Genomic DNA, 15249 nt, shown 5'->3' on the forward strand with positions numbered 1-15249 from the left:
TCAGAAGCGGTAGAAGCCGGTGAGCACCACGCCGTTCTCCTGCGGCGCGTTGCGGGCGAACACGGTGGACACCACGGCGACCCCCAGCGTCACCGCCTCGGTCAGGTCATAGGCGGCGCCGAGCTGGAGCTTGTAATACTCATACGAGGTGTCGAAATACGGCCCCTCCCCTGCGCCTTCCGAGATCACGTTGAAGGACTGGAACAGGACCTGCCAGCGATCGGCCACCCGCACGCCCAAGGTCACGTCCAGGTGGAACTCGTCCGGTGGATCGCCGAAGCGCAAGCGCTGGGCCGCCTCCACATCGAGGAAGGCGGCCTTGCCGAAGAGCGGGAAGGACCAGCCCGCGAGCAGCCTCAGGTCAAGCTCGGGATCCTCGTAGCCCACCGCCGCCGCGCTCTGGGAATTGCCGGTGCCTGGAAGGCGGCCGACCACCTGCGCCGACACCACCACATTGTTTTCATTATAAATCCGGACCCGCGCTCCGGCGTCCGTATAGCCGGGGCCGGCATAGGAGGAGGGCGCCGGCGCGCCCAGGTCCACCGCGAGCAATTGCGGAGCGATGATGAGGGTCAGCCAGTCGGAGGCGCCATATTCGAAGACGAGGGTCGCCTCCAGCTTGTCATAGGGCCGGCTGTCGTAGAGATCGGAGGACGGGCCGAATTCCGAGCCCGAATGCACCGCGCTGCCCTGCAGGATGACCTGGCCGTGCCCCTCCTCCTGGGTCCAGACCCCAGCCCCGGCTCGCGAGGGGGCAAGGAGGGTAAGGGTGGCTAGCAGCAGGATACTATCCAGAGCCCTGAAGGCGACAAGCCGGCAAAGCTCTTCCGCACCGCGACGCAGTGCAGCAAAAGCCCTTCCCCCGCTCGCTCCGTCTGCGCCCTGCGTGCCCATTCCGCCCGCGCCCCAGCCCGGTTGCAATTATATGCAGGTGCGAAGACGGGTCACCACCTGACGTTAAGTGACCTTGCGTAAATTTCATCCGCGCTTGTCTTGCCGCTCTTTCGCGAACCCACCATATTGAGCCCGGACGCGCAGGCTTGGTTTCGGCCGGCTGGCGCGTCACTCGATTTCTCAAAGGGGAACGACGATGTCCGATTATGATCGCAACGTCGCCGGGCGTTTCAACCCGTCGGTGGCACGCTCGCAGGCCGCGATCGACCAGGGCCTCCGCACGTATATGCTCAGCGTCTACAACTACATGGCGCTGGGCCTCGCCATCACGGGTGCGGCGGCGCTCGGCATTTACCTGCTGTCGGTGACCACCGATCCGAGCCAGGCGGCCGGCCGCGTGGCGGGCGGCATCATGCTGACGCAGTTCGGCTACGCGCTGTTTGTGAGCCCGCTCAAGTGGGTGGTGATGTTCGCGCCGCTGGCGGCTGTATTCTTCCTGAGCTTCCGTATCGAGCGCATGAGCGTATCGGCGGCGCAGATCACCTTCTGGGTCTATGCGGCCCTGGTGGGAACGTCCCTGTCCACGATCTTCCTCGTGTACACGCACGAGAGCATCGTGCGGGTGTTCTTCATCACCGCGGCTTCCTTCGGCGCGCTGAGCCTCTACGGCTACACCACGAAGAAGGACCTGAGCGGCATGGGCTCGTTCCTGATGATGGGCCTGTTCGGCATCATCATCGCCTCGCTGGTGAACATCTTCCTCGGCTCGACGATGCTGCAGTTCATCGTCTCCGTGGTGGGCGTGCTGGTGTTCGCGGGCCTGACCGCCTACGACACCCAGCGCATCAAGGAGATGTACTTCGTCGGTGACGACGGCTCGGTGATGGGCAAGAAGGCCATCATGGGCGCGCTCTCGCTCTACCTGGACTTCATCAACATGTTCATGATGCTGCTCCAGCTGTTCGGCAACCGCAACAACTGATGCCTAGATCGCGGCGGCAGCGTCGCGATCCTCGCTCTGAAGGTTCAAGGCCCCGGCATCCGCCGGGGCCTTTTTCGTTTCACGCGTCCCGAGGCGTTCTCGGCCGAGCCCGCTAGCCACACTCCTTGATAGATGATATATCATATTTTATTGAATCGGAGCCGATGCCGCCCCCCTCATCCGCGCCGCTCCCGCGGGGCATGAGGGCGGTGAGCTGCCGGTCCCGAGGACCGCCCAGACAGAGAGCCTTCATGAGCGCAGCCGAACGCACCCTGCCCCACGACGCGCGGCACGCGTCCAATTTCCGTCCCACCGCCGAGACCCTTGCCCTGTTGCGGGAGAAGGCGCGCTTCGTGCGGCTGGAGACCATCCGGCTGATCGAGGTGGCGAAGGTCGGCCACTACAGCTCGGTGTTCTCCGCCGCCGAGATCTTCGCCGCCCTCTATTACGACGTGATGGACATCACCCACGGCGACCCGCGCCGGCCGGACCGCGACCGCTTCCTGATGGGCAAGGGCCACGCCGCCGTGGGCCTGTTCCCCATCCTCGCCGAGCTCGGCTACATCGACCGCGAGACGCTGGACAACTACACCCGCCTCGGCAATCCGCTGGGCGACCACCCGGACATGCGCAAGGTGCCCGGCATCGACTTCTCCTCCGGCTCCATCGGCCACGCCCTGTCAGCCGGCCTCGGCATGGCGCTGGGCGGGCGGATGCAGGACCGCGCCTTCAACGTCTTCGTCATGCTCGGCGACGGCGAGATGCAGGAGGGCCAGGTGTGGGAGGCGGCCATCTCGGCGGCCCACCACAAGGCCTCGAACCTCGTCGCCATCGTCGATCGCAACGGCTTCCAGCTCGACGGGGCGGTGGACGACGTGATGGGCATCGAGCCGCTGGACGAGAAATGGCGCGCCTTCGGCTGGGAGGTCCACACCGTGGACGGCCACGACCTCGACGCCCTCACCACCCTCCTCCGGCAGGTGAAGGCGGATGAGGGGCGCACCCGGCCCTGCTGCATCATCGCCCGCACCCTGAAGGGCAAGGGCGTCTCCTACATGGAGACCGAACCCGGCTGGCACCTCGGCTATCTCGACCCCTCGGACGCCGCCCGCGCCGTCGAGGAAATCATGAACCGCACCATCTGAGCCTAGGACACGCCTTTCATGAACCGGCCCCTTTCGCCCAATTCCTGGCAATACCGCGAGCTGAACGCCCAGACCCCCGGCCTCAGCCACCTCTCCGATGCCCTGATCTCCCTGGTGGAGGCGGGCGAGCCGGTGGTGGCAGGCTCCGCCGACCTGCAATACTCCAACGGTCTCAACAAGTTCGCCGCACGCTATCCGGACCGCTACATCCAGTTCGGCATTTCCGAGCAGAACATGGTGACCGCCGCCGCCGGCCTCGCCACCACCGGGCTCAAGCCCTATGTGGCGACGTTCGCCTCCTTCCTCGGGCTGTTGTGCTGCGAGCAGATCCGCATGGACGTGGCCTATTGCGCCCAGCCGGTGCGGCTCATCGGCCATCACACCGGCATCTCGCTGGGCTTCTACGGCACCTCCCACCACGCCACGGAAGACATCGCCACCATGCGGGCCATCGCCGACCTCACCGTGGTCTCGCCCGCCGACGGCCCGCAGCTCGCGGCCGCCATCAAGGCCTCGGCGGACTATCCTGAGCCCATCTATTTCCGCATCGGCCGGGGCCGCGAGCCGGACGTGTACCCGCTCGACACCCCTTTCACCTTCGGCAAGGCCATCGAGCATCTGGTGGGCGAGGAGATCACCATCTTCGCCTGCGGCATGACCGTGCATCCGGCGCTGGCGGCGGCGCGGACACTGAACGCGCAAGGCCATAGCGTGGGCGTCATCGACATGCCCACCATCAAGCCCCTCGACCGGGCCGCCATCCTCGCCGCCGCCGGGCGCTCGAAGGTGCTCATGAGCGTGGAGGAGCACAACGTGCTCGGCGGGCTGGGCAGCGCCATCGCCGAGGTGTTGACTGACGAGGGCACCGGCGTGCGCCTGGTGCGCCACGGCATCCACGACGAATACAGCCTGATCGCGCCGCCCACCCACCTCTATGCCCATTACCGCCTCGACGCGGCGGGCATCGCCGAGGTGGCGCGGGAGGCCATGGGGCTGCGCAAGGCGGCCTGATAGCGGCGCAAATCGAGAACGTGATCCCCGCGGCGCGGCCTGCGGGGACGACGCAGGGAGGACCAGAATGACCACCGCTGAACAGCGCGCCCCTGAACCCTACGCCTCTGCCCCCGCGTCCCTCGACGAGCGCTGGCAACCCTACCGCAAGCCCCAGCCCGCCGAGGCGGTGGCCGAGCTGGTGATCGCCGCGGCGGTGCCGCAGGACGAGCGGCTGTGGGTGCCCATCGAGGAGAACGTGTGGTTCCGCCCGCTCCTGCTCTCCGCCTCGTCCGGCTACTGGATGAGCGTGCTGCGGGTGCGCCGGGCCGGCGTGCTCTCGCGCCATCGCCATCCGCAGCCGGTGCACGGCTACGTCATCAAGGGCTCGTGGCGCTATCTGGAACACGACTGGGTGGCGAGCGAGGGCGGCTATGTCTACGAGGCGCCGGGGGAGACCCACACCCTGGTGGTGGACCCCCACGTGGACGAGATGATCACCCTGTTCCAGGTGAACGGGACCATGATCTACGTGGACCCGGACGGCGCCGTCACCGGCTTCGACGATGTCTTCACCCGCATCGACAAGTGCCGGGCTCACTACACGGCAGCAGGCCTCGGCGCGGGCTTCGTCGACCAGTTCATCCGCTGAGAAGGACCCAGCCGGGCCGGCACCCTGCCGGCCCGGCGCGCGCCAAAGTTGAGATCAGCCGCGGCCGATGAGGGGCATCTTGGTTGCCATGATGGTCATGAACTGCACGTTGGCATCCAGCGGCAGGCTGGCCATGTAGACCACCGCGCTCGCCACATGGGCCACGTCCATCACCGGCTCCACCTTGATGGAGAGGTCCGCCTGCGGCACGCCGGCCTTCATCTTCTGCGCCATGGGGGTATCGGCATTGCCGATGTCGATCTGCCCGCAGGCGATGTCGTAGACGCGCCCGTCCAGCGAGGTGGACTTGGTGAGCCCGGTGATGGCGTGCTTGGTGGCCGTGTAGGGCGCCGAATAGGGTCGCGGCGAGGTGGCCGAGATGGAGCCGTTGTTGATGATGCGCCCGCCGCGCGGCTCCTGCGCCTTCATCACCCGGAACGCCTCCTGGGTGCACAGGAACGGGCCGGTGAGGTTGGTGTCCACCACCTGCTGCCACTGGGCGAAGGTGAGGTCTTCCATGGGAATGGCCGGGGCGCCGGTGCCGGCATTGTTGAAGAGCACATCCACCCGGCCGAACTTCTCCACCGTGGCGGTGAACAGGGCGCGGACCGAATCGGGATCGGTCACGTCGGTGGGCACGCACAGGGCGTCGTCGCCGATCTCGGCGGCGGTCTCCTGAAGGGCATCGAGGCGCCGGCCGGCCAGGGCCACGCCATAGCCGGCCCCGGCCAGCGCCACCGCCACCGCCCGCCCGACGCCGGAGCCCGCCCCGGTCACGATTGCAATCTTCTTCCCCGTCTTGCTCATGGCCGCTTCTCCCACATCCTGTCCCACGTCTTGCCGTGCGTGACTGGTGCGGTTTTAAATCGTTTCGAACGGCCCCGACAACCGGTCCGGCCGCTTTTTTCGCGTGCCGAAGCGTCAGTCCGGCGCGCGGGCGGCCAGGGCGTCGAAATCGATGTAGTGGCCGGCGCGGTCGCGCTTGGAGGCGAGGTAGCGCACATTCTCGGCGGTGGGGCGGCCGAGCACCCGCTGGTCGGAGACCACGTCGAGTCCCGCCGCCTTCAGCGCCGCGATCTTCTGCGGATTGTTGGTGAACACCCGCACCGCCTTCGCCCCAAGCTGGCGCAACATCTCGGCGGCGAAGTCGAAGCGGCGCTGGTCGAGGTCGAAGCCCAGTGCGGCGTCCGCATCGTAGGTGTCGTAGCCCTGGGCCTGCAGGGCATAGGCGCGCATCTTGTTGGAGATGCCGTTGCCGCGCCCTTCCTGGTCCAGATAGAGCAGGATGCCGCCCTCGCCTTCCGCCATGCGGCGCACGCTGTCGCGCAGCTGGTCGCCGCAATCGCACTTCAGCGAGCCGAACAGGTCGCCGGTGAGGCAGGCCGAATGCAGCCGCACCGCCACCGGGGCGGACAGGTCCGGACGGCCTACCACGATGGCCACCTGGTCGCGCAGGCCCTCGCCCCCTCGGAAAACCACGAATTCCGTCTCCGGTGCGCCTTCCAAAGGCACCGGCGCGCGCCCGACGATGGCGAGCCGCGCCACCTGCCCGGCGCGATAGGCCATCACGTCCGCTGCACCAACCGCGAGAAGGCCCGCAACCGCCGCTTCCGGCACCACGCACACCACGGCGGCAGGCAGGACCAAGGCGAGGCCCAAGAGCTCAAGGGCCGCGTGGTCGAAGGCATTGGCCGGCGCCACCGGCGCATCCACTCGCGCCTCGACGCGCAGCGCCAGGGCCGCGACGCGTTCCAGATCAAAGGTCGGGAGGGACACCGAACCGGCCTGAGCGCGCGGGGCGCCCAGCTTCAGCAGGCGTGGGGCCGGCAGCACGAGGCGGGCGTCGCGCGCGCCCGCAGCGGTGAGGGCGGCGGCAGTTCCGGCATCGAAAGCCTCGGCGCCAATGACCAGCACCGCCGTGCCGTTTGCCGCCACGTGCACGCCACGGCCGGCCCGCAGCTCCGCCAGCGCCCGCTCCACCGCCATCTCTCCCGCGCCCCGGCCAAGACCGAGACCGTCAACCACCGTTGTCATGAAGACCCCTTACAGGCAGAGGCGGCGCCGCAACGCGCCAGAAAAAGATCCACAAACGCAGCAGGGTCGTAACAAACGACGGCGTATGGCGTTCCTGCTCCACATGCTCCATCTCTACGGCGGGCGAGAACCGATGGATGACACGACCCGGCGGCGGTCGCCGCATCAGGCGACGATCTCCCCTGAAGTGGCGATATATCATCCCATTCACAAGGGCGAACGGCCCTTCGTGGTGGCTCAGCTCGGCCAGTCGCTGGACGGGCGGATCGCGACGCCCTCCGGCGAATCCAAATATATCAATGGCCCGCACGCCCTCGACCACCTGCACGCCCTGCGCGCCGACGTAGACGCAGTGGTAGTGGGGGCTGGAACCGTCATCGCCGACGACCCGCTGCTCACGGTCCGCCGCGTGGCGGGCCAGAGCCCGGCACGGGTCATCATCGACCCCTCCGGCCGCGCCGATCCGGCCGCCCGCTGCTTCGCGCCGGACGGCGCGCGCCGCCTCGTCCTGCGCCGGGCCGGAATCGCCGCGCCCGTTGCCGAAGGGGTGGAAGTCGTTGCCATGGAGGGGGCGGGCGCCTTCGAGCCCGCAGCCATGCTGGAGGCTCTGGCCGCCCGCGGCCTGACCCGCATCCTGGTGGAAGGCGGGGCGCACACGCTCTCGGCCTTCCTGGAGGCGGGATGCCTTGATGCCCTTCACGTTTTCGTGTCCCCGGTCATCCTCGGCGCCGGCCGGATCGGACTGACGCGCAAGGCGTGCGACACTCTGGCGGACGCCTTGCGGCCCGCCGCGCGGGCGCATGTATTTCCGGACGGGGACGTGCTGTTCGCGTGCGATCTCGCCCGAGCAGGGGAGGCCCAAGCCGACGATGCCCAATCCAGCAATTCCCAATCAAACCCCGCCCGCACCCGCCGCCTACGGGCGGCCGGCTAGGGCGCTGCACTGGATCATGGCGCTGCTGGTCCTCGCCGTGATCCCCGCCGGCTTCACCATGATGAACCTGCCGTCGGGGCCGGCGCAGGACTGGTTCTTCGACCTGCACCGATCCATCGGCTTCACCATCCTGTGCCTCGCGGTGCTGCGGGTGGTGGTTCGCATTCTCAATCCGCCCCCGCCGCGCCCCGCGAACCTGCCCTTCGCATTGTGGCTGGGCGCCGAGGTCGTGCATTACGCGCTTTATGTACTGCTGCTGGTGATGCCGCCGCTGGGCTGGCTCGCCTCCAACGCCTTCGGTGCGTCGGTGAGCGTATTCGGCCTGTTCACCCTGCCCAACCTGGTGGGCAAGAACGACGCCCTCGCCGACCTGTTCGGTGCATGGCACCAGCGGCTCGCCTATCTGATCACCGCGTTGGTGATCCTGCACATCGCAGCTGGCCTTTGGCACGGCATCATCAAGCGCGACGGGGTGCTCTCGCGCATGCTGCCCCATCTCTCGCGCCGGCAGGCATGACCTCGGCCAGCAGGCGCCAAGCGGGCGCCGCCGGAACACCTGTGTCGAGAGATGTGAGGGGCCGGCGCTTCGCATGCGTCTTCCGTTGACACGTCGGCAAAGCACTCCTACCACTTAGGTAGCCGGCCGGTTTGTAATGCAGGATGGGTCGAGTACTCGGCCCCTCCATAGGGGATCAAATCGCATGGCCCTACGCGTGTCCGGAAAGAATATCGACGTGGGCGAAGCCCTTCGTCTGCGTCTCACCGAGCGGGTCTCCGAAGTCCTCGCCAAATACTTCGATGGCGGATGGTCGGGACATGTCACCGTCTCCAGGGACGGTTCGGGCTACCGCTCCGAATGCTTGCTCCATCTCGATTCGGGTGTGAACCTGCAAGCGCATGGCAGCGCCCAGGACGCCAACTCCTGCGCCGATTCCGCTGTGGAGAAGATCGAGAAGCGCCTGCGACGCTACAAGCAGCGCCTCAAGGATCGGAAGGGCCACGGCAACGGCGCGGACGACTTCGCCGCCCAGAGCTACGTCCTCAGTGCCGCTCCCGAGGCAGAGACCGATGAGGAGCTGGAAGGCTGGAGCCCCACCGTCGTCGCCGAGCAGGTGAGCCGCCTGCGATCGCTCTCCGTCGCCGATGCCGTGGTGGAGCTCGACATCACCGGGGCACCGGTGGTGGTGTTCCGCCATGCCGGGCACGGGCGGGTCAGCGTGGTGTATCGCCGTCCGGACGGCCACGTGGGCTGGATCGATCCGACCGGCGAAGATCTCCACTAGGGAAAGATCCGTTCCGGTGGCACCTCAGCCGGGTCGGAAAGACAGACTCTTTGCTTAAAGTCGGAGACGGATTTACCGTTCGGGTTGAAAAGGCCCGAACGGCTCCGGCCAGACGCCGTCCGGTCCGCGCGTGGGCCGTGGCTTGAGCATGGAGCGCGATCCCATTAATGGAGGCCGCGACGACGACCTCCTGGAGGGGGTAACCCTCCGCGTGTTGAACAGAGACGGATCGGTCCGGGCAGGGAAGCAGAGGCCTGCTTGCCTGCCCGGAATCCGTCTCTCGCGTCCGCCGCTTATTTCGAGCCTCGGCCGCTCGCCGCAGGGATCCGATCCATGCCTCTCGCCGACCTTCTCGCCCCGGAAGCCATTTTTCCCACGCTGCGGGCGAGCAGCAAGAAACAGGCTCTCCAGGAATTGTCGCACCACGCGTCCGTCCTGATGGGCCGCGACCAGCGGGAGATCTTCGAAACCCTTCTCCAGCGCGAGCGCCTCGGATCCACAGGCGTGGGTAACGGCATCGCCATCCCCCATGGCAAGCTGCCGGGGCTGACCAAGCTGTTCGGACTGTTCGCGCGACTGGAAAAGCCCATCGATTTCGAATCGCTGGACGGCGCGCCGGTGGATCTGGTCTTCCTGCTGCTTGCGCCGGAAGCCGCCGGCGCGGACCATCTGAAGGCGCTAGCCCGCGTCGCCCGCATGCTGCGGGATCCGGACGTGGTGGAAAAGCTGCGCGCCAGCCGCGACGCCACATCTATCCACACACTGCTCACGGCGGCGTCGGCCTCCAACGCCGCCTGACCGGCGTATCCCTGCTTCTGAGGACGCGAATCAGCTGCATGCCGCAAGCCCCCGGTCCAATGCGAACCGGCGACCCGCGGCAGCTGGCTGTCTCGTCACTGCATGGCTGAAAGCCTGCTCAGTGCACGCTCACGGGCACCAGCTGGTGCTCCATGGCATTGGCGAGGGCCGCCTCGCGGCTGTCGGTGAGCATGATGGGGGTGCCATCCGCCGCATGCAGGGTGAATAGCTTCATCCCCGGCGCGATCTGCGGCGCCTGCGGGAACAGGGCCTGCACATCCTCCGAACGGATGGAGCGCACATAGGCGATCTCGCCGCCGCCGAGGACCGCGAGGGCTTCGGGGGTGATTTCCGCCGGGGTGATCTGGTGTTCGGTGTCGTGTGTCATCTCAATACTCCTCACTCCGGGCAATGCGGCACCGCTCCCCTCACGGGCGGGAGACGATGTCGATGCGCTTGGCGTGGCGAGCGGGTTCCGGGCGAACCAGATCCACCGAGAGCAGCCCGTTCTTCAGTTCCGCCCCGAGCACGTTCATGCCCTCGGCCAGAACGAAGGTGCGCTGGAACTGCCGGGCTGCGATCCCCCTGTGCAGGAATACGCGACCCTGGCCATCCTCGACCTGGCGGCCCCGGATGGTCAGCTCCTTCTCGTCGAGGACGACTTCCAGCTGTTCCGCCGTAAAGCCCGCCACCGCCAGGGTAATCCTGAGGCGCAGCGGCTCGCCGGCGGCTTCGATCCTCTCCACATTGTAGGGAGGATATCCCTCGGCACTCTTGGCGACTCGGTCGAGCGCCCGCTCAACCTCGTCGAACCCCAAGAGGAACGGGGACGACAGCGAAGACATCCGCGACATCGGTCAAAGCCCTCGTCAAGCGACTTTGCATTGCCGGGCGCGCACCTGTCCGGCCGCGCCCGCCGAGGCCCTTACGGCACCCCGACCGACCGGATATGGGAAGCATGTCCCATCCCTGCAAGACGGCGCCGCTCGCAACGCCAGCCGGAGGTCAGGCGGCGCGGCGCGGACCCACGGCAGAGCGGGGGGCGAAGCTGTCAGCGTCGGCCGCCTGCCAGTCGGCTCCGTAGGAGGTCTCGTCCGGCGCCTCCAGCAGCGCGCCGGCGGCGAGGAAGGGATAGAGCCGGTCCAGCGGCTTCACCTCGATGGGACTCACCCGATGCCACACATGGTGCGGGAGCAGCTCGCCCGGATGGGAGAGGCCGGCGGCCGCCACCAGTTCGGCCAGCGCATGCACCGTGTGGCGGTGGAAGCTTTCCACACGCTCCGCCTTCTCCGGCACCACCAGGCCACGCTGGAGATGGGGATCGTTGGTGGTGACGCCGGTGGGACAAGTGCCGGTATGGCAGCGCATAGACATGACGCAGCCCAGCGAGAACATGAAGGCGCGGGCCGCGTTGCACCAGTCGGCGCCAATGGCCATGTTCGCCGCCATGGAGAAACCGGAGGTGACCTTGCCCGAGGCGGCAAGCCGCACCTCCCGCCGCAAACCGGTGCCCACCAGGGCATTGCGCACCAGGATCAGCCCTTCTCGCAGCGGCATGCCGAGATGGTCGGCGAGCTCCGGCGGCGCCGCGCCGGTGCCACCCTCGGCACCGTCCACCACGATGAAATCCGGCCGGATGCCGGTCTTCAGCATGGCCTTGGCGAGGGCGAACACCTCGCTGGGATGACCCACGCACAGCTTCAGCCCCACCGGCTTGCCGCCGGACAGATCGCGCAGCTGGGCAACGAACTCCATCATCTGCGCCGGGGTCGAGAAGGCGGAATGGCGGGCGGGGGAGATGCAATCCTCGCCCATGGCGATGCCGCGGGTCTCGGCGATCTCCGCCGTCACCTTGGCGGCGGGCAGCACGCCGCCGTGACCGGGCTTGGCGCCCTGGGAGAGCTTGATCTCCACCATCTTCACCTGGGGGTCGGCGGCGCGCTCGGCGAAGCGCTCGGGCGAGAAGGTGCCGTCGCGATTGCGGGCGCCGAAATAGCCCGAGCCCAGCTCCCACACGATGTCGCCGCCATGGACGCGGTGATAGGGCGAGAAGCCGCCCTCGCCGGTATCATGATAGAAGCCGCCGGTCTTGGCCCCAAGATTGAGCGCCTCGATGGCATTGCGCCCCAACGAGCCGAAGCTCATGGCCGAGATGTTGAGAACCGAGGCGGAATAAGGCTTCACACAGGCCGGCCCGCCCACGGTGACGCGGAACGGCTCATGGGCCACCGGTGCCGGGGCGAGGGAATGGGTCATCCACTCATATTCGGCGGAATAGGTGTCCAACTCGGTGCCGAAGGGCTGGCGGTCTTCCTGGTTCTTGGCCCGGGCATAGACGATGGAGCGCTCCTCGCGGTTGAACGGGCGCTCGGACAGGTCGTCCTCCATGAGATACTGGCGCAGATAGGGCCGCAGCGCCTCGAACATCCAGCGCGCCGAGCCGATCACCGGATAATTGCGCAGCAGCGAATGCTCGGACTGGGTGATGTCGAACACGCCCACCAGCACCAGCGGGAACAGCACGCAGAACACGATCAGCCATGCCGACTGGTCGGTGAAGGACAGGACCAGGCTCACGAGGGCGCCGGCCACCAGCGCGATGAAGACGCTGTAGCGGGCGAGCAGGGCGGCAAGGCTGGGCGAGATCAGGTGGCGGCTTGGGGGAGCGGGTGCGGGGATGAGGGGGGCAGGTACAGGCTTTTCGGTCTTCGGCGCGGCAGCGAACGGCTCTTGGGCTCTGTGCATGGCGACGATCCTCCCAGAGCAAAGCTAGAGCATTTCCGCGTACCAATGAATCGCGAAAATGCTCTAGCTGATTGTTTTAACGTGTTTTCTTCGTCCCGCCGGGGAGGGCTGCCTCAGGCCGGGACGCCGGCGGCCTCGGCGAAGCGGTCGGCGAGGGCGCGCACTACGGGGATCTGGGCGGGAAGCTCGCTCCAGTAACGGCGGTGCAACTCAAGGTTCACAACGGTGCCGGGGGCGAAGCGGCAGCGGGCTGCCACCTCTTCCCATTTGATGGCGCCCCAGCCCACCGGCAGGTGGAGGTCGCCCTCCCCGAGGGCGAGGCGCTCGGCCTCGTCCATGGTCCAGCTTTCCAGCGGCCGGCCGAAGCTGTCGTGCACGTGGACATGCCGGGCGAAGGGGGCCAGAGCACTGATCTCATTTAAGAAATCCACCCGCGCCTCGGTGGTGCGCAGGAAGGCGTGGCTCACGTCCAGGGTGGCGCGCACATGGGGGTGGTCCAACGCGTCCAGCTCGGCGGCGAGGCGCGAGGGCAGCGCCGTCTCGCGCATGGGCTCAAAGCGGAAGATGTTTTCAACGCAAAGGGTTACGCCAGCCTCCCCGGCCTTGTCGCCGGCCCGGGCGAGGGCATCGCGCTGGCGGGAATAGGCCACGTCCACATCGTCGTCGCCGCGCACGCAGCCGGTGTGGAGGACGAGGTTGACGGCTCCCAGGGCGCCGGAGATGGCGATCATGGCATCCAGCAGCGCTTCGTGGCGGGGCAGGCGGGCCTTGGGGGACATGAGATTGATGGCGAGCGGCCCGTGCACCGTATAGCCGAACGGCCGGTTCCCGGTCATGCGCACCAGCCGGTCGAGGCGATCCTCCAGCACCCGCCCGTCCACCACGAGGTTCCAGGCGAAAGCGGGAAGCTCAACGAAATCAACGCCAAGCCCCTCGGCCTCATCGAGCTTTGCGGGCAGGTCCTCGAACTCCGGCGCGGTGGCGCGGATGGAATAGCCGATGCCGCGGATCGCGGCGGCGGGCGTGCGGGCATCCATGGTGGATCTCCAGATCAGCGCCGCCGGGCCGGCGGAAACAGCATCGCTAGCCCACCATACCGCAGGACGATGACAGTCGTGCGGGGATCAATGCCATATCGGGAGGTTCGTCACCATCGGCACGGTTCAGGCCGACTTCGGTTCGGTTTGCCCGCCCGGCCCGATGCCCGAGCCACGGCAAGGACCCAGGAACGCGTCGAGGAAGGCATCAAGCCAGCGGCACACGGCGCCGTCATAGCGCCCCCAGCCATCGAAGTGCGCCTCGCGGGGCTGGGCGCCGGGGCTGGTGAGGCGGTGGGCGCCGCGCTCGGTCCAGGCGCACATCATCTCCCGCGTCACCTCGGGATGGAACTGGAGGCCATAGGCGGTGCCGCCATAGCGGAACGCCTGGTTGGGGAAGGCCGAGCCGGTGGCGAGCAGGTCCGCCCCCGCCGGCAGGTCGAAGCCCTCCGAGTGCCAATGGTAGACATGGCTCGGCCACGGCATCAGCGCGGCGCCGGCCGTTGTGGCTTCCAGCGGGTAGTAGCCGATCTCGCACGCCCCTTCCTCATGGGGGGCGACGCGGGCGCCCAGGGCCTTGGCCATGAGCTGGGCGCCGAGGCAGACGCCGAGGCTGGGGGTGGCGGAGGCCAGCGCCCGCTCCAGCAGGCGGATCTCTTCGGTGATGAAGGGGGTCGGGTCGTTGGCGCTCATGGGGCCGCCGAACACCACCACCCCGTCATGGCCGTCGAGGCGTTCGGGCAGGGCATCACCCAGGGCGGGGCGGCGCACGTCCAGGGCATAACCGCGCCGCTCAAGGCGCTCGCCGATGCGGCCGGGGGTGGAGCGGGCCTGATGCAGCACCACCAGCACGGTGCCGGCGGCAGGCGTTGCGCTCGGCGTTCCGCTCGTGGTCGTGACGCGATCCGCGCCCGCACCTTCCACCGGGTCCGGACCTGAGGAGTCCAGATCCCCCGGCCCAAAGCCTTCGCCAGAGCTATTCCGGTTGCTCACCGCCAGTTTCCGTCTCCTCCCGGACCTCGCGGCGGATGCGGATGCGATCGCGCGAGCCGACGTTCAGAAGCTCGGCCGCGCGCCACACGAGGTTGTCCTCGAATTCGCTCAGGCCGCCATCGGCATAGGCGACCTCGAACATCATCTCCACGATGCGGCGGCGACCCTCGTCGTCCAACGCGCGATTCAGCACGCTGGTGAAGGCATAAAGATCCACCGCCTCGGCATCCTTGGCAATGGCAAGCTCAACCAGAGCCTCGCTTTCCTTTGCGTTCAGGCCGAAGCGGCTGGCGAGGATGGTCCGCAGCACGGCCTGCTCCTCCGCCGTCACCGCGCCGTCGATGGAGATGACGTGCACCAGCAGGGCGGCCGCGGCGAGGCGATAGTCGGTCTCGTCGAACGCCGCCGCCTCGCGGGCGCCGCCGGTGATGTCGGTGATGAAGTCGGAGAGGGTGCGGAACATGCGCCTTCTATCCTTGCTCGGGGCTGATCCGGCTGTGCCATGCCGCCTTTCGCCGCGCAAGAGCGGCGCACGCTTCGGCACGGCGCCTCTGGCCGGTGGAGGCACCATCCCAAATTAAGGTTGGAACCGGTCCGTGGGCGCAGAGTTTACCTTGCAGCAGGCCGAAGATGAACACCTTCGCCTGTCTATAAAATTGAGACGGACGATCGTTCAGTGTCCAGATCGCAAGCGCAGAGGTTTTCTGATTTTTCGGCGAAGCTTACGCGCTGATCACCTCGACCTGAGCCATTCGCGTATCC

The 15249-nt window shown here is 67.6% G+C and carries 17 protein-coding genes; 8 read left to right on the top strand and 9 right to left on the bottom strand.

The window, feature by feature from the left end; all coding sequences use genetic code 11:
- Complete coding sequence (locus V5F66_RS12320; protein WP_394052184.1) at positions 1 to 681, bottom strand: hypothetical protein; 681 nt, start codon at positions 679 to 681, stop codon at positions 1 to 3.
- Between the two features lie 409 nt (positions 682 to 1090).
- On the opposite strand from V5F66_RS12320, the gene V5F66_RS12325 reads away from it, so the two are divergent.
- The 4 genes from V5F66_RS12325 (at position 1091) to V5F66_RS12340 (ending at position 4663) form a co-directional block, all read left to right on the top strand.
- Positions 1091 to 1876 (top strand): Bax inhibitor-1/YccA family protein, encoded by a 786-nt coding sequence (locus tag V5F66_RS12325; RefSeq protein ID WP_012114067.1) that lies wholly within the window; start codon positions 1091 to 1093, stop codon positions 1874 to 1876.
- Between the two features lie 251 nt (positions 1877 to 2127).
- The gene (locus tag V5F66_RS12330; RefSeq protein ID WP_041575383.1) at positions 2128 to 3021 is read left to right on the top strand and encodes a transketolase; all 894 of its coding nucleotides are present in this window, start codon (positions 2128 to 2130) and stop codon (positions 3019 to 3021) included.
- An 18-nt stretch (positions 3022 to 3039) separates the two neighbouring features.
- Complete coding sequence (locus V5F66_RS12335; protein WP_394007084.1) at positions 3040 to 4032, top strand: transketolase family protein; 993 nt, start codon at positions 3040 to 3042, stop codon at positions 4030 to 4032.
- A 67-nt stretch (positions 4033 to 4099) separates the two neighbouring features.
- On the top strand, positions 4100 to 4663 hold the full coding sequence (locus tag V5F66_RS12340) for a 2,4'-dihydroxyacetophenone dioxygenase family protein (protein ID WP_394093960.1): 564 nt from the start codon (positions 4100 to 4102) through the stop codon (positions 4661 to 4663).
- A 54-nt stretch (positions 4664 to 4717) separates the two neighbouring features.
- On the opposite strand, the gene V5F66_RS12345 is transcribed toward V5F66_RS12340, so the two are convergent.
- Positions 4718 to 5470, bottom strand: a complete 753-nt coding sequence (locus V5F66_RS12345) for an SDR family oxidoreductase (protein ID WP_394093961.1) — start codon at positions 5468 to 5470, stop codon at positions 4718 to 4720.
- Between the two features lie 114 nt (positions 5471 to 5584).
- Entirely contained in the window at positions 5585 to 6697 is a 1113-nt protein-coding gene (ribA, locus tag V5F66_RS12350; RefSeq protein ID WP_394093962.1) for a GTP cyclohydrolase II RibA, read from the bottom strand.
- A 133-nt stretch (positions 6698 to 6830) separates the two neighbouring features.
- Here ribA and V5F66_RS12355 point away from each other — a divergent pair, with 133 nt between their 5' ends.
- The 4 genes from V5F66_RS12355 (at position 6831) to ptsN (ending at position 9712) form a co-directional block, all read left to right on the top strand.
- The gene (locus tag V5F66_RS12355; protein ID WP_394093963.1) at positions 6831 to 7631 is read left to right on the top strand and encodes a RibD family protein; all 801 of its coding nucleotides are present in this window, start codon (positions 6831 to 6833) and stop codon (positions 7629 to 7631) included.
- Positions 7632 to 7647: 16 nt separating this feature from the next.
- A complete protein-coding gene (locus V5F66_RS12360; protein WP_394052172.1) occupies positions 7648 to 8148 on the top strand; it encodes a cytochrome b in 501 nt (166 codons plus the stop codon).
- 184 nt (positions 8149 to 8332) lie between these two features.
- The gene (gene hpf, locus V5F66_RS12365; protein ID WP_012114059.1) at positions 8333 to 8914 is read left to right on the top strand and encodes a ribosome hibernation-promoting factor, HPF/YfiA family; all 582 of its coding nucleotides are present in this window, start codon (positions 8333 to 8335) and stop codon (positions 8912 to 8914) included.
- 333 nt (positions 8915 to 9247) lie between these two features.
- Positions 9248 to 9712, top strand: a complete 465-nt coding sequence (gene ptsN / locus V5F66_RS12370) for a PTS IIA-like nitrogen regulatory protein PtsN (RefSeq protein WP_012114058.1) — start codon at positions 9248 to 9250, stop codon at positions 9710 to 9712.
- A 118-nt stretch (positions 9713 to 9830) separates the two neighbouring features.
- On the opposite strand, the gene V5F66_RS12375 is transcribed toward ptsN, so the two are convergent.
- The 6 genes from V5F66_RS12375 to V5F66_RS12400 form a co-directional block, all read right to left on the bottom strand.
- A complete protein-coding gene (locus tag V5F66_RS12375; protein WP_138401485.1) occupies positions 9831 to 10100 on the bottom strand; it encodes a BQ00720 family protein in 270 nt (89 codons plus the stop codon).
- 40 nt (positions 10101 to 10140) lie between these two features.
- Entirely contained in the window at positions 10141 to 10566 is a 426-nt protein-coding gene (locus V5F66_RS12380) for an Hsp20 family protein (RefSeq protein WP_012114056.1), read from the bottom strand.
- Positions 10567 to 10717: 151 nt separating this feature from the next.
- Entirely contained in the window at positions 10718 to 12457 is a 1740-nt protein-coding gene (locus V5F66_RS12385; RefSeq protein WP_394093964.1) for an FMN-binding glutamate synthase family protein, read from the bottom strand.
- Between the two features lie 113 nt (positions 12458 to 12570).
- Positions 12571 to 13494, bottom strand: coding sequence for a sugar phosphate isomerase/epimerase family protein (locus tag V5F66_RS12390; protein WP_394093965.1), 924 nt, complete (start codon positions 13492 to 13494; stop codon positions 12571 to 12573).
- Positions 13495 to 13620: 126 nt separating this feature from the next.
- The gene (locus V5F66_RS12395) at positions 13621 to 14487 is read right to left on the bottom strand and encodes a glutamine amidotransferase (RefSeq protein WP_394093966.1); all 867 of its coding nucleotides are present in this window, start codon (positions 14485 to 14487) and stop codon (positions 13621 to 13623) included.
- A complete protein-coding gene (locus tag V5F66_RS12400) occupies positions 14471 to 14950 on the bottom strand; it encodes a tellurite resistance TerB family protein (RefSeq protein ID WP_012114052.1) in 480 nt (159 codons plus the stop codon). The genes V5F66_RS12395 and V5F66_RS12400 overlap by 17 nt, the downstream gene beginning before the upstream one ends.
- Positions 14951 to 15249: the final 299 nt, after the last annotated feature.

It is taken from the genome of Xanthobacter versatilis (assembly GCF_043193975.1).
In the GTDB taxonomy this organism is placed as follows: Bacteria; Pseudomonadota; Alphaproteobacteria; order Rhizobiales; family Xanthobacteraceae; genus Xanthobacter; species Xanthobacter autotrophicus_E.

Coding starts and splice junctions, on each gene's coding strand:
- V5F66_RS12385 (WP_394093964.1), bottom strand. CDS start 12,457: ATGCACAGAGCCCAAGAGCCGTTCGCTGCCGCGCCGAAGACCGAAAAG.
- V5F66_RS12360 (WP_394052172.1), top strand. CDS start 7,648: ATGGCGCTGCTGGTCCTCGCCGTGATCCCCGCCGGCTTCACCATGATG.
- V5F66_RS12355 (WP_394093963.1), top strand. CDS start 6,831: ATGGATGACACGACCCGGCGGCGGTCGCCGCATCAGGCGACGATCTCC.
- V5F66_RS12335 (WP_394007084.1), top strand. CDS start 3,040: ATGAACCGGCCCCTTTCGCCCAATTCCTGGCAATACCGCGAGCTGAAC.
- ribA (WP_394093962.1), bottom strand. CDS start 6,697: ATGACAACGGTGGTTGACGGTCTCGGTCTTGGCCGGGGCGCGGGAGAG.
- hpf (WP_012114059.1), top strand. CDS start 8,333: ATGGCCCTACGCGTGTCCGGAAAGAATATCGACGTGGGCGAAGCCCTT.
- V5F66_RS12390 (WP_394093965.1), bottom strand. CDS start 13,494: ATGGATGCCCGCACGCCCGCCGCCGCGATCCGCGGCATCGGCTATTCC.
- V5F66_RS12345 (WP_394093961.1), bottom strand. CDS start 5,470: ATGAGCAAGACGGGGAAGAAGATTGCAATCGTGACCGGGGCGGGCTCC.
- V5F66_RS12380 (WP_012114056.1), bottom strand. CDS start 10,566: ATGTCGCGGATGTCTTCGCTGTCGTCCCCGTTCCTCTTGGGGTTCGAC.
- V5F66_RS12330 (WP_041575383.1), top strand. CDS start 2,128: ATGAGCGCAGCCGAACGCACCCTGCCCCACGACGCGCGGCACGCGTCC.
- V5F66_RS12325 (WP_012114067.1), top strand. CDS start 1,091: ATGTCCGATTATGATCGCAACGTCGCCGGGCGTTTCAACCCGTCGGTG.
- V5F66_RS12340 (WP_394093960.1), top strand. CDS start 4,100: ATGACCACCGCTGAACAGCGCGCCCCTGAACCCTACGCCTCTGCCCCC.
- ptsN (WP_012114058.1), top strand. CDS start 9,248: ATGCCTCTCGCCGACCTTCTCGCCCCGGAAGCCATTTTTCCCACGCTG.
- V5F66_RS12400 (WP_012114052.1), bottom strand. CDS start 14,950: ATGTTCCGCACCCTCTCCGACTTCATCACCGACATCACCGGCGGCGCC.
- V5F66_RS12375 (WP_138401485.1), bottom strand. CDS start 10,100: ATGACACACGACACCGAACACCAGATCACCCCGGCGGAAATCACCCCC.